The organism is Bacillus kalamii (assembly GCF_047238185.1).
Classification (GTDB): Bacteria; Bacillota; Bacilli; order Bacillales; family DSM-1321; genus Bacillus_AD.
In genome coordinates, this window is record NZ_JBDFMI010000001.1 from 2,002,846 (window position 1) to 2,016,832 (window position 13,987).

At 37.9% G+C, this 13,987-nt stretch carries 12 protein-coding genes; 4 read left to right on the forward strand and 8 right to left on the reverse strand.

The annotated features are described in order from the left end of the window. Positions 1 to 303: 303 nt before the first annotated feature. The 7 genes from ABC357_RS10030 to ABC357_RS10060 all read right to left on the reverse strand — a co-directional run bounded on the left by ABC357_RS10030 (position 304) and on the right by ABC357_RS10060 (position 8,714). Complete coding sequence (locus tag ABC357_RS10030) at positions 304 to 771, reverse strand: S-ribosylhomocysteine lyase (RefSeq protein ID WP_412887367.1); 468 nt, start codon at positions 769 to 771, stop codon at positions 304 to 306. 103 nt (positions 772 to 874) lie between these two features. Continuing rightward, positions 875 to 2,203 (reverse strand): Na+/H+ antiporter NhaC family protein, encoded by a 1,329-nt coding sequence (locus tag ABC357_RS10035; RefSeq protein WP_412887368.1) that lies wholly within the window; start codon positions 2,201 to 2,203, stop codon positions 875 to 877. 40 nt (positions 2,204 to 2,243) lie between these two features. Further along, the gene (locus tag ABC357_RS10040) at positions 2,244 to 3,008 is read right to left on the reverse strand and encodes an SDR family NAD(P)-dependent oxidoreductase (protein ID WP_412887369.1); all 765 of its coding nucleotides are present in this window, start codon (positions 3,006 to 3,008) and stop codon (positions 2,244 to 2,246) included. 306 nt (positions 3,009 to 3,314) lie between these two features. Further along, entirely contained in the window at positions 3,315 to 4,457 is a 1,143-nt protein-coding gene (locus tag ABC357_RS10045) for a hypothetical protein (RefSeq protein WP_412887370.1), read from the reverse strand. A gap of 218 nt (positions 4,458 to 4,675) precedes the next feature. Continuing rightward, the gene (locus ABC357_RS10050; protein ID WP_412887371.1) at positions 4,676 to 6,772 is read right to left on the reverse strand and encodes a HelD family protein; all 2,097 of its coding nucleotides are present in this window, start codon (positions 6,770 to 6,772) and stop codon (positions 4,676 to 4,678) included. An 800-nt stretch (positions 6,773 to 7,572) separates the two neighbouring features. Continuing rightward, the gene (locus ABC357_RS10055; protein WP_412887372.1) at positions 7,573 to 7,878 is read right to left on the reverse strand and encodes an antibiotic biosynthesis monooxygenase family protein; all 306 of its coding nucleotides are present in this window, start codon (positions 7,876 to 7,878) and stop codon (positions 7,573 to 7,575) included. Positions 7,879 to 7,943: 65 nt separating this feature from the next. Continuing rightward, complete coding sequence (locus ABC357_RS10060) at positions 7,944 to 8,714, reverse strand: alpha/beta hydrolase (protein WP_412887373.1); 771 nt, start codon at positions 8,712 to 8,714, stop codon at positions 7,944 to 7,946. Positions 8,715 to 9,093: 379 nt separating this feature from the next. Between ABC357_RS10060 and ABC357_RS10065 the strand changes: the two genes are divergently transcribed. The 4 genes from ABC357_RS10065 (at position 9,094) to ABC357_RS10080 (ending at position 12,957) form a co-directional block, all read left to right on the forward strand. Beyond that, positions 9,094 to 10,062: an ABC transporter substrate-binding protein gene (locus ABC357_RS10065; protein WP_412887374.1), complete on the forward strand. Its 969-nt coding sequence runs from the start codon at positions 9,094 to 9,096 to the stop codon at positions 10,060 to 10,062. Positions 10,063 to 10,133: 71 nt separating this feature from the next. Next, complete coding sequence (locus ABC357_RS10070; RefSeq protein WP_412887375.1) at positions 10,134 to 11,141, forward strand: FecCD family ABC transporter permease; 1,008 nt, start codon at positions 10,134 to 10,136, stop codon at positions 11,139 to 11,141. Then, a complete protein-coding gene (locus tag ABC357_RS10075) occupies positions 11,134 to 12,162 on the forward strand; it encodes a FecCD family ABC transporter permease (protein ID WP_412887376.1) in 1,029 nt (342 codons plus the stop codon). Before ABC357_RS10070 ends, ABC357_RS10075 begins: the two co-directional genes overlap by 8 nt. A 15-nt stretch (positions 12,163 to 12,177) precedes the next feature. After that, positions 12,178 to 12,957, forward strand: a complete 780-nt coding sequence (locus ABC357_RS10080) for an ABC transporter ATP-binding protein (RefSeq protein ID WP_412887377.1) — start codon at positions 12,178 to 12,180, stop codon at positions 12,955 to 12,957. Between the two features lie 110 nt (positions 12,958 to 13,067). Here the strand turns inward: ABC357_RS10080 and ABC357_RS10085 are convergent, their stop codons facing one another. Further along, positions 13,068 to 13,889 carry a helix-turn-helix transcriptional regulator gene (locus tag ABC357_RS10085; protein WP_412887378.1) on the reverse strand — a complete coding sequence of 274 codons (822 nt, stop codon included), beginning with the start codon at positions 13,887 to 13,889 and terminating at the stop codon, positions 13,068 to 13,070. Positions 13,890 to 13,987: the final 98 nt, after the last annotated feature.

The following is a 13,987-nucleotide window of genomic DNA, read 5'->3' on the forward strand; positions in this document are numbered from 1 at the left end:
AAAGATCAGCTATCATACAACAATAGTATAAATACCATTTATGGTTTTCCGAACTATATCCAATTCTAAAACATCTAAGATTAGTTCCTCCATCATGTTGATTCGTACTAGTTAATCAAAAATATGAGGGAACTGAATTAGTTCCCCCATAGAATAAAACGGCCATTTTTAGATGTAGATACTCGCCAATAGGATCCCACGTTCTTCTTTAATATAGTTGTTTATACAGCAGTAATCAACCTTCCGAAGATAGGATGGGATAGCACAGACCGGTATATGTTCTAAAGTCACTTTATTGTTCTACTAAGCTTGGAATACATCCTTCCATTCATCCCTCTTAGAGAGCAACTCACGGGCGAGTTCTTGCGCACCCTCTAAGCTGTGGCTTGCGGCCCACCCACATTGGACCTCATTGCAAGCAGGCACTTCTGTTGCGGCCAATACATCATTCAATGTCTTTTCTAATATATCCAGAATTTCGTCATAATTATCATGATTTATAACGGTGACATAAAAACCGGTCTGGCAGCCCATCGGACTTACATCTACAACTCGATCGAAATGGTTGCGGATATTTTCAGCCATTAAATGTTCAAGCGAATGAAGAGCAGGCATTTCCATATGCTCTTTATTCGGTTGTTTAATGCGGAAATCATATTTATGGATGACATCCCCATTTTGTCCTGCCTTAACACCCGCTAATCGGACAAAAGGCGCTTTTACTTTCGTGTGGTCAAGATTAAAGCTTTCTACATTCATTTTTTCTGCCATCTCATTCACTCCTACTCTCTTAATGTTAAAACTGATTATCTTGTGCCTACTATGTCATTCATCTAGTTCATTTTACTAAATATGTTTTTATTCATGGTGTATTTCACGAAATTTTCTTTCTTTTGACCATTTGATTGCCGTTACGGATTTTCGGATAACCAAACAGGATGGCGGCAATACCGCAAACCCCCAGCAAAATAGGATAAAAAGAATACGGCAGTATGCTTATAGGCGATATGGAGGCTAAACCGGAAGCAACTAATAATTGCCCTCCATATGGCACCAGTCCCTGGAAGCAGCTAGAAAAAATATCAAGTAGACTTGCAGATTTTTTAGGATCTATTTGATATTCATCTGCAATATTTTTCGCCAAAGGCCCCGTTACAACGATTGATACAGTATTATTCGCAGTTGCAATGTCTATTACACTCACCAAGCCAGCGATTCCGAACTCAGCGCCTTTTTTTGATTTGACTCTACGAGCAATAAAGTTCAGGAGATAATCCAGGCCTCCATTGTGTTTAATGATTTCAACCATTCCGCCAATCAAAAGGGCAACGATCGCTAAATCCTCCATGCTAACGACACCATCCGCTACCGCTTTAAAAAAACTAGTGAATGTATAAGAGCCATAACCAATTCCAACAATACCCGCAAAAATCGTTCCGCCGAATAGTACGATTAACACATTTACCCCTGATAGTGCTGCAACTAATACGGCTACATATGGAATGATTTTTATAAACTCATAGGGGTGATCGCCAACGACGCTAGCTTGGTTACCTGTTGTGATGATTCCCAGTAGAATAGCCGTCAGGATGGCTCCCGGCAGAACAATGAAAAAATTCGCTTTGAATTTGTCTTTCATTTGTGCATTCTGCGTACGGACAGCAGCAATGGTTGTATCAGAAATCATTGATAAATTATCCCCAAACATCGCTCCCCCGATAACGGTTGCCATCGCCAATGCCATTGGAATATCCGTTTGTTCTGCTATGCCGATTCCTATAGGCGCCAATGCTACAACGGTTCCCATCGAAGTCCCCATTGAAGTTGAAATAAAGCAACCAATAATAAATAGTCCAACGAGCAACATATTTTCCGGTAAAAATGACAGCCCAAAGTTCACGGTAGAATCAACCGCTCCCATTCCTTTAGCGACACCAGAAAAAGCACCGGCTAAAATAAAAACCACACACATCAATAAAATATTTGGGTGCCCCGCACCTTTCGTGAAGATATCTACTTTTTTGGTAAAACTCTCTTTTCTGTTCATTAAAAGAGCCACTGCACTTGCAGTTATGATGGCAACACTCAAAGGCATATTTGAAAAATCTTGTGTGATAATGCCAGTCCCTATAAACAGAAGTACAAAAATGAGCAATGGTATAAGAGCTAATAAGCTTCCTTGCTTTTTATTCTGATTTAACATGCAACATCCCCCTTCTTCATCTGGCCACATTATGTAAATATCAATTCATTGTCATCCCACCTGTTACATTAATCCCTTGACCTGTCATATAATCGGAATAGGCAGAAGCTAAAAAGATAACAACGTTGGCTATGTCTTGGGGATTGGCTGTTCTCCCTAATGGGATTTGCGAGTAATCCTCCTGTTTGATGGCCTCTGCATCCAAACCCCTTAACTCTCCTCCTATCACTCGTTCATTTCGTTTCATATCCGTCTCTACAATACCTGGGCAAACGGCATTTACATGAATCTGATCTTTCGCCAATTCCAATGCCATTACCTTAGTTAAACCTAGAACCGCATGCTTCGACGCAACATAGCTTCCCATCAAACGATAGCCATTTTTTCCAGCTTGAGAGGATATATTAATAATTTTCCCGCCATGGCCCTGGGCTTTCAATTCCTGTGCTACTCTCTGGCTGCAAAGATATACGCCTTTTGCATTTACATCCATTACCCGGTCCCAATCTTTTTCTTTACTATCAACCACATAATCCATTGTAGAAATGCCGGCATTGTTTACTAAAATATCTATTCGGCCAAAATACGATATAGTCTCTTTTACCAGTTCATCTATTTGATCGATTTTAGTCACATCAGCCTCAATATACAGAACACTTTCGTTAGATTGATCTGCAAGAACATCCAAATCTACAACGGCCACTTTCGCATTGCAATCTAACAAACTCTCTACAATCGCTTTCCCAATCCCACGTGCTCCACCAGTTACAATTGCTACCTTTTCCGTTAAATCCATACTGAACATCCGTCGTTATCCTCCTAAACTGATATAAATACTTGGAATTATAAACAAAAAAATAAACGGCTAGTAAAATGTATTCTTTTACTCTATATAAATATGACAGAAAAGTCAAACAACTTATTGCGTATATTTGTCCCGATAAATGGGTTAATGCAAATTCCGCCGAGATTCACTCCCTTTCATGTACATGCCAAGTTTAAGAATACATTGAATAATGGCATGTACATGAAAGTGAATAAAGACCGAAAACTCTCTTACTCCATGATATACCCATACATAATTAAAACTACAAATGATTCATCACTTAACTTATATTGTTTCAAATCGGCTTTCATGTTCTTGAACTGCTTCTATATAGCCTCTGAATATCTCCAGAAAAGCATTCAGATATGTTTCATCCAATAATAATGAAAAATCAAAACTCGGCCGCTTATTTAACCGTCCCTCATCAATTAGTAGCCCAGGAATCTTTTCAAATTTCTGTTTCAATATCTGCTTTTCTTCAATCGTTTTGAATGGTTCCTTATAATATTGGAACTCTAGTTCAATAAGGGTTGTCTTATCGCTTTGATAAACAGAACACAGTTGATGGCTTGCTAGATGGCCGTCATATACAGGTAGGAAACTCCCATGAAAACGGCCTTTCCCCCACCATATTCGACACCCCATTTTTTCGAATCCGCGAAGCAGGCGTCGAGAGACCTCCACTCCCTGCTCGCCACTAACAGTCTGTACATCCTCAAAGAAACGGATTTCATCCCATGTGCCTTTTTCAGGTCGCTTTGTTTGAACAATTTTGGACGTTCTACCCAATAAATTAGGAACTAGAGTTTTCAATCCATCCGATGAAACATATTGTTTAATTTCAAGTCCTAATACCTCTGTTTCTGTCATCTGTTCATTAAGGAATTCTAGAATTCTCTGCAGGCTCAATGGAATTTCATCAGCCACAAACATCAAACGGATTTTACCGACCTTCAAATGAGTAAATACATTATCCCAAAATATATCTGTTTTCTCTACATTGATGCCAAGCGCCTCCAAAGATAATGTATTGCCGTTTTCTAATTGGGCTTCATAGCATTCTTTTAACGTATTTAACTCCCAATAGGCTGTCGCATTCGCTGCGTAATCCAGCATCTGTGCCACTACTTCTCTACGTATCCTCGTGTCTGTTGCCCTCTTTATTTCCACAAATGTTGGAATAGCATCCTGATCGATAAAAAGATGGTCAAGATACCACTGATTACTGCCATTCATTTCTGAAGGTACTCCCCTTTCCCTTGATACTAATATCCACTTTCTCGGATCAATTGGATTAATTTGATCACCCGCTAGAATAGTCGGATACCGTTCAATCAGTTCTTGAAAGATATCTTCTGTGTCATAAGATTCCTCTTTCATTTCTATTAGATTATTTTGTTTATCTAACACAAAGATATTATTGGCCACGTCATTCCCTCCAAAATAGAATCAAAAATATCTACCGATTTTAACTAAAAACTACATGCGTTGTTTACATGGTGAATTGACTTTTTTGTGAATTATTACACATATTATTATATCGTTCTTTATTCATTATTAAAAAAATAACACTACATAAAAGCAAGACAACCAACAAAAAAGAGAACTTCCTAGCCGATTACCAAGAAATCCTCTTTTTATGCCTGCTATTTACTTTCATAATACTCTTTTGATATTCCTTGTATTAACGGGGATACTTCCCCAGAATAGAAAATCCGCAGTTCATGGAGTGATCTTGTGCACCCTACATACAATAATTTTGCATCTTCCTTTGAATCCTTATAATGGCTTGCATCTACATCTATTAGTACCACAGCATCAAATTCCAATCCTTTAGCCAAATACACGGGCACTACTGAAATTCCGCCTTCGTATTTACGTTGATTCGCTTCAATAACATTCACATGGATCCCTGCTGTTAGCAACTGTTCATGGATTGTCCGGCATTCGGCATCTGTTCTGCCGATGATTGCAATCGTCTTCACATTTCCTTTTTGCAAATCTTGAAGAACCTTTACGATTTCTGTAAACTGATCTTCCACAGAAATCACTTTCACTTTTTCGCCACTTCGAAAAACAGGTGTCGCTAAACCAACAGGAACTTCTGCATTCTTAATGACCTCATTGGCGAATTCGATAATTTCCTTTGTAGAACGGTAACTTCTAGTCAGTTCAAAATATCCTGTTTCATCAAATACCTCTTTAAAATCATTCCAGTCGTCAATGCCCTGATAATGATAGATTGCCTGAGATAAATCACCCAAAATGGTAAAAGAATGACCTAATGTCATCTCTTTCAATACGTAAATTTGGAATGGTGAAAAATCTTGCGCTTCATCAATGACAACATGATGGAATTTCTGTTTCCCTTCAATTCCCGTTAGCTGATGATGAATATAGAGAAGAGGTGCTAAATCTTCAACATTCACTTCTTTTTTGCGCCCGTTTTTTTCTGTTTCTCGAACAAGTCCCTCCGGCAATACTTCTTTTATTTCTATCCCTTTCATAAGGGAAGTATAAAAAGAGATAGGGCTCATTTTCGGCCAAAATTTCATATAGGCATTTAAGCGTTTGTTCGCTTCTTTTTTCAATCGTTTTTTCTCATTAGTTCCTTCAACCTTTTTAAGCTCTATCTCAATCCAACGCTTCATTCGGGCAATTAACCGTTCCCTGCGCTTCATTAATGGGTAATGCTTATAATCAACCAATAACCAATTCGTTATTTCGTCAACTGGGATGATTGCATTATTCCATAGTTCTAAATCATGTGGCGGGACTAACTGTTTTTCATATTGAACAATACTCTCTTTAATAAAAGACTGAAACTGCACCGACCCTTTCATTTTGCCCAGTCTTACTTTATCATTGTCACAATCGATTGAAAAAGCTTCTTTCAATTTATCTTCCGGATGTTTTAATTTCACCGCATTATCCAATTGACTCAACGCCCATTCAGCGAACGTTGTTTGTTTAATATTGCCTACACCCAGTTCGGGTAGCACACCAGAAATATAATCCAAAAACAAACTGTTTGGAGCGAAAATGATCATTCTGTCCGCTTGCAGCTGCTCACGATACTCATAAATTAAAAAAGCAAGGCGATGTAAAGCGACCGTTGTTTTCCCGCTCCCTGCAACCCCTTGAATCAATAGTGGCCGATTTTTCTCAGCCCTGATAATATCATTTTGCTCCGCTTGTATCGTTGAAACGATATCTTTTAATTTATTATCTTTGTTTTCACCCAGGCGATATAGTAGAAAATCGTCCGTCAGTGATACATCTTCACTTCCTTTAACATATGTATCGACGACACGTTCCAGCTCTCTTTTCCGAATAGCCATATTTCTTTTTAAATGGACCTCGCCTTCAACCAATCCATCGGGCGATTGATAAAATGCTAAATCTTCACCTCCAGTGAAGGAATAAAACATACTGGCAACAGGTGCACGCCAATCAATCACGATCGGTTTCATCGTTTCCGCATCGGAAGCGCCTACTTTCCCAATATAGATCGGATTAGGCTCCAATTGGCCATCCTCCTGGAAATCCAACCTCCCAAAATAAGGTTCTTGCACACCAATTCGTAAATTTTGCCGATCTAATTCCCGCATACTTTCAAGAATTTGCTCACTAAAATTATCTCCATGATAAACAGGAATCCGTTCTAACTTGTCTAATTGCTCATCCAGTGCCGATAAAACATCTTGTAACCGCTTAAATTCCGTTTCAAATATTGTGCTCATTTTGTGACAACCTCCTAACCGTTCGAAAAATTCAGTCGAATGTCGATTATATAAATTCTTTTTATATAAGTCAATAAAAACCTCGGTTTACAGAGAGAAATGGTTGTGCTGTTCTGCTTTACAACGAATATGGAAACTGTATATGTATATTCGTAAAATCTTAAGGACTCGGCATACGCAGAGAAAATCATTGCACCCACCTACATTTCCTGCGCAACCAATCTTATAATCTTTTCGATCCATTATTTCTTTTCCTTTACCATTTTCGAAAATCATACCATAATCTAGATATTTAGTTTTCATTCTATAGAAATTCAAGCTACTATTCCCATACATTCTCCTTATCTTCAGACTTATCGTATTCAAAATCATCATTGATTTCACTTTAGCATTTTCTTAGGATGATGCTTCAATTGGATGACTTCTTTATTCCTCTGATCAGCTTGTTATTTACATTATTCATATATAACTTATAAACCCCTGCTGCAATCAGCATAACTGAAAGAAGTGATGTTTTAACCATTCTTATTACCTTAAAAACAGATTGCGTGATAGATAAATAATGTACAAATCATCATGTACATTTTCTTCTTAAAAACACATAAAAAAAGCTTATCCGGTGTAATTCTACACTAAATAAGCTGTTTACAATCTGGTGAGCCTAATAACACTTCTATACTATACTTCATACATGAAATACATCTGTCAGCTAGTGATTAGACATTACTCCAAGAAATAGCAGGGATTTAAAAGACAATTCATCTATTTTAACTGACTCCCTCCTAAACGCTACATTCCCTTTATGTACGAACTTCGTATGCTGCCACTTCGACATTCTTGATATATTCAGGTTTTTCCTGCCCTCTTTTTGCACGATGGCCTGCAATGTGCTCTGGACTCTTTTCCCATGCTTTCCAATGGGCTTCAGAAGCCCACCGAATCATAATAAGTACTTCCTCATCGCCTCGGCGCACTTTTTTCTCCATGACGGTTAGATCCATAAATCCTTCTTGCTTTGAAACGGGACTTCCCCCTTTACTAAACTTCTCAATAATGTGGTGCCCATTTCCTTCTGTTACTGTAAATCGCCTCATTTGAATAAACATCGCTCTCTTCCTTTCTGTCATTCTTGTATCGTTTTATTTAGTTTACTCATGTAGTAGATAAAATGTCAATGAAATTGATAATCATTATCATTTATGAATCTAAATGATCGACTCATAGTTGCCGGAACTACCGAGGCATGGTTTTCTTCTTTAGCAATAAATAAAGTCTTTTTTCCATTTGGAATGCTGTTATAAAAATGTTGGGCATCGGTAACCATAAAACCCTCACATTCCCCTACTCCAATAAATAGCTTCTGCAACTGACCAGAATCTGCTTTTTCTAAATACCGTAACAATTCTTTTCCATTCCACCAAATCGATGGACTAATGGCAATATAGCTTTGAAAATCATGACAATGTGTTAAATAGCACCAAATTGTATAATACCCTGCTAAGGAATGCCCATATAAAGCCTGTTTATTCTGATTGACTCTAAACCTTGCTTCAATGAGAGGCTTTAGTTCAGCTTCCATAAATTGATGAAAAAAGCGTGCTCCACCGTTCTTGCAAAGGTCCATTTTCTTCCCTTTAGCATGTTCCGGGAAAATATACTGATTTGCAGGAGCAGTATAGTCATAGAAACGCTTCTCTCTCATATCTCCCTCCTTATGGCAAACACCGACAACAATACTTGCCTCCACTTTCGTTTTAAGCGTATTTAAGGATTGGAGTTTTATCACATGTTTAGCAAAATCAAAATAAGACAAGCCATCTAATAAGTATATAATGGGGTACCCATCGTCAGGCGAAGTTTCTGAGGGTACATATACTTGGATGGTATATTCATATTCAGTTGCTTTAGAAACATATTGGAATGTATAATCTGCGTTTTTCATATGATCTGACCTTCTTTACTAGGTTTTTTAAGTTGATTGTGAAAGAACAAACACCTCTAATAGTCCAAATGAATCAAATCTCGATTATAAACGATACTATATATCCCTCTTTTTTAATAGGCCATTATCAATCCACCTGCCATGTCAGAGGTAAAAAAACAAGATAGAAATGACTGTTTCCATCCGATAAAAATCCATGTGAACTCTTAAAATATTATTATGAATCTTATAAATACAATAATACCAACTAAAATGGTATTTAATTGGGAAATTAAATTCCATTATTCTATGCGCAAATATCTATTCATTTACCTATTTCTGTTTGATAGAATAAAACCTGCATTGATAATGAAAATCATTCTTAATTGGAGGGAAAGGCATGAATACATATTTAAAAATCGGAGCAGCTGCATTACTAAGCTTGTCACTGGCTGCTTGTAATACGTCTGAAGAAAGCAGTTCTTCACAGAAAGAAAAAACGGTTAATACACAAGGCCAGAAGCAAGCGAAGGAGTTGAAAGTGAATTATCTAGGAGATGAATACGTCTTCCCAAATCCTGTTAAAAACATCGTGGCAGCAAGCTTTGAGTCTATGGAAGATTCGGTAGCCTTAGGGATTAAACCGGTTGGCGTTTTAGAAGTTGGAGGCAAAGTGCCTGAATATTTAAGTGAGCTTGAAGGCGCCGCCTTGATCGGCAATAAACGGGCTCCTAATGCTGAAACCATTCTCTCATTGGACCCCGATGCCATTATAGGCACATCTAAATGGGGAGAGGATGTTATGTCTAAAATGAATAAATTAGCCACTACTCTTCCTTATTCGCATATTTCAGCTAACTGGAAGGATAATTTATTGGCATTGGCTAAGCTGGCCGATAAAACGGAAGACGCAAAAAAAATAATATCTGAATATGAACAAAAGGCTGCTGCAACTAAAGAGAAAATCGCTAGTTCTGATGTAAGCGACAAATCCGTTCTTATGATCCGTATCCGGAGCGGTTTAATGTATGTGTATCCTGAGAATGTTTACTTTAACCCTGTTCTCTATCAAGATTTAGGATTAAAAGTTCCAGAGATTGTAGCAAAAGCGAAAGCACAGGCTGAATTGTCACTAGAAACACTATCGGATATAAATCCAGACGTACTATTCCTACAGTTTGAGCAATCCGAAAATGCAGATGCAAAAACAGCTTTGGAAGACCTTCAGAAAAATGCTATTTTCAAAAGTCTAAAAGCTTCACAAAACAATGAGGTTTACACAAATACCATTGCACCACTCGCTGAAGGCGGTACAGCTTGGTCAAAAACAAAATTCTTGGATATTGCTGAAGAAAGCTTATTGAAATAATGATAACAGAAAGAATGTAGGCACAGTTTTGCTGTGTTTACATTTTTTCTGTTAAAAGATAGGTGTAAAAAATGGATAAAGACACAATAATCCCAAAATTTATTATGATTGCAACTCCTTTTTTAATCATCTTAATGATGATTGCATCCATTTTATATGGAACAAAAGATATTAGTATCCAAACCATTTGGCAGGCTATTATCAATTTTGATTCAAGCGACCCAGATCATCAAATCATTATGACAAGTAGAATTCCTAGAGCTATTGCAGTGATTTTCGTCGGTTCTTTTTTAGCTGTTGCCGGTGCCATTATGCAAGGAATTACACGAAACTATCTTGCTTCCCCTTCTTTAATGGGTGTAAATGACGGCTCTGCTTTTCTGATTACTCTGGCCATTATTTTTGCCCCAGGCTTACCACCTTACCAGATGATTATTATATCGATTATTGGTTCAGCTCTAGGCGCTGGTTTAGTTTTTGGATTTGGAGCCGCTATTAGAAACGGTCTCTCCCCTGTTCGTTTAGCCATTATAGGAACCGTTATTGGTACTTTTCTAAGTAGTCTAGCATCAGCAATCGCCATGTATTTTCAGATATCGCAAACAGTTGCAGCTTGGTATAATACCAAAATCCATATGGTTGACCCACAAATGTTGCTCTACTCCATTCCTTTTGGTCTAGTTGGTATACTGATTGCCTTATTCTGTGCTAGAGGCATCACCATTACTTCTTTAGGCGAAGATATAGCAGCCGGACTCGGCCAACAGACAAAGCTTATTCGATATTTATCTATGTTTTCCGTTGTGCTATTAACAGGAACATCGGTCGCACTGGTCGGGAAAATTGCATTCGTTGGACTTGTCATCCCCCATATCGTTCGTTTTTTGGTAGGTGTAGACTATCGATACATAATTCCTTGTTCTCTGCTTATCGGAGCCTTGTTCCTTAGTCTTTGTGATATAGTTGGGCGTTTGATCAACTATCCTTTCGAAACACCTATTGGCGTCGTAACTGCCTTTATTGGAATACCATTCTTTCTATACTTAATTAGAATTCGAGGGGGTGGTAAACATGCCTAGGCAAAAAGGAATACGCCTGTATTTAACGATAGGTTTAATAAGTCTATTTATTCTTATAGGGTTCTACTTACATATTACAAATGGCATGTTTGATATGAGCTTATCAGAAGTCTTTAAGACTATTTTGTTTTTGGAAGAAAACGAGACATATAGGCTTGTCATTTTTGAATTGCGGCTTCCACGAATAATCATCGCCATTTTAGTAGGCATTGGTTTAGCTTTAGCAGGCTGCGTCTTACAGGGCATCACGAAAAACGATCTTGCTGATCCTGGCATTCTCGGAATCAATGCCGGAGCAGGTGCAGCAGTAGTCATTTTTATGGTTATCTTTCAATTCCAAGCCACTCGTACCGACGGCTCAGAATGGCTAAATATAATGATGATGCCTCTATTCGGCCTAGTAGGCGGGATCATCGCCGCAGCCATTATTTTTGCTTTTTCCTATAAATATGGACGCTTAGATGTTCAACGATTACTATTAACAGGGATTGCCATCAACAGTGGATTTGGCGCATTATCGCTATATTTATCATTAAAGATGAATGAGAAGGATTTTGAATCCGCTGCTCTTTGGCAGGCCGGCACCATTTACAATGCCAATTGGACATTTATCCTTTCGATGTTGCCATGGATTCTATTTTTAGGAATCTATATATATAGAAAATCACATTTGCTCGATTATTTACAACTAGAAGAAAGTACGATTGTCAGTTTAGGGATTTCATTAGAAAAAGAAAAAATCAAACTCATATTAGCAAGTGTCGGCTTAGTGAGTGCCTGCGTTTCAGTTGCAGGCAGCATTGGTTTTATCGGGTTAATGGCTCCTCATATCGCACGCCAATTGGTCGGCATTCGACACCGGCTAGTCGTGCCCGTTAGCGGCTTAATCGGCGCAGGCCTACTTATTTTCTCTGATTTTGTCGGAAAAACAGCATTTGCCCCTTCTGAGCTAGCGGTTGGTATTGTTGTTTCAATCATCGGTATTCCATATTTCTTATATTTATTAGTAAAATCTCGTTAAGGGGAGGAAAGCTGAATGCAGACAGCCATCCGCATAGAAAAGTTATCAGCGGGATATGAAAAAAACACAATTATTGAAAACTTAAATACGTCCATTGAACAAGGGAAAATAACGACCATCATCGGTCCAAATGGCTGTGGTAAATCAACATTATTAAAAACAATCGGGCGGATATTAAAAAAAGAAAAAGGAAAGGTCTTTCTTCAAGAACAAGACTTACAAACATTATCAACTAAAGAAATAGCGAAGCGACTGGCCATTTTGGCACAATCACCTTCCGCCCCGCCACAGCTCAAAGTTGGAGAGTTAGTATCTTATGGACGTTATCCTCATCGTAAAAATTTGAATCGGATCTCTATGGAAGATCAGGAAATGATTGATTGGGCGATGAAAGTGACACAAACAGTTGAGTTTGAACACCGTGAGCTTTCCCAGTTATCTGGAGGACAGCGGCAACGCGTATGGCTCGCTATGGCGTTGGCTCAAAAAACAGATATTCTATTGTTGGATGAGCCTACCACCTATTTAGATATGGCCCACCAAATAGAAGTCCTGAAAATCGTAAAAAAACTAAATGTTGAGCTGGGATGTACAGTCGTCATGGTATTACATGACATCAATCAGGCCGCCCGCTTCTCCGACCATATGATTGCCATGAGAAATGGAGAAATAATGAAAATTGGTTCTCCCAAGGATATTATGACAAAACAAGTATTGCATGATGTGTTCAATATAAGCGCTACTATTATCGAAGATCAAGCTATACCATTTTGTGTATCCTATGATGTCGTTTAAAAGGTTAAAATAATACCCAATCGTCTCCCTTTTGATTATGTAAAATGTTAGAAGGCATTATCAATGAGCTTACCCATCAGGACACTCATTTTATAATGCCTTCTTCATTTTTAACGTTGCTGTTCTTTTCTGTATTGGCTAGGAGACATATTCGTTAACTCCTTAAACACTCTACTAAAATAGAAGCTATCTTGATACCCTATTGCCTCCGATATATCTGAAATCGACAATTCACTGACAGCCAGCAATTCCTTAGCCTTTGAAATTCGATATTTGGTCAAGTATTTGATGGGCGTTAAACCGGTTATTTTTTCAAACAAATAAGCTATTCTTCTGCGATCAATATGAAACATATCTGCCACCTCACTAATCGCTATTTCCTCCTCGTAGTGAGTATGGAAATAATCCAATATTTGTGTCACCTGCTGTAATGTAATATTGTACTGACTATTTCTAGATCCATTCAATATGGACCTCAGCAAGTTCATAAAGATCACTTTTAATTCAAATTGTGAAAAATGATCCGGGTTCATATTTTTACTTAACAACTGATTAAGGATCGCTTGAACTTCATGCATATTATCAATTTCAATAGAGAAATGTCGATTGGAAAAAGTCTTACATTCATCATTGGCATGTGTCACTTGATAGTGAACAACAGCATAAGTCCAATCTTCTTCATACGTCTTAATCTTTATATCCATTCCCTCTCCGGCATGGACAATCGTATTTCCGTCTATATGATACGGAACGCCATTCAAAGAAAAACGCGCAGCTCCCTTTAACGGAATGATTAACCCACAAAGCTGAAAAGCGGTTTTCCGATTCGTATCTATTTTCCCTAACGGCAATGTGCTTTTGAAAGCATTTTTAAATTCAATCGTTGAAGTCGCAAAATACTCGATTAATTCATTTGTTTTGATCGCCAACATTCTTACCTCTCGTCCTGTACTAACATTAAGTAAATCTTTCTTCCTGTCGATTATAACATTAGAAACGGATATAATTCGAAGGAATCCTATTAAAAAAC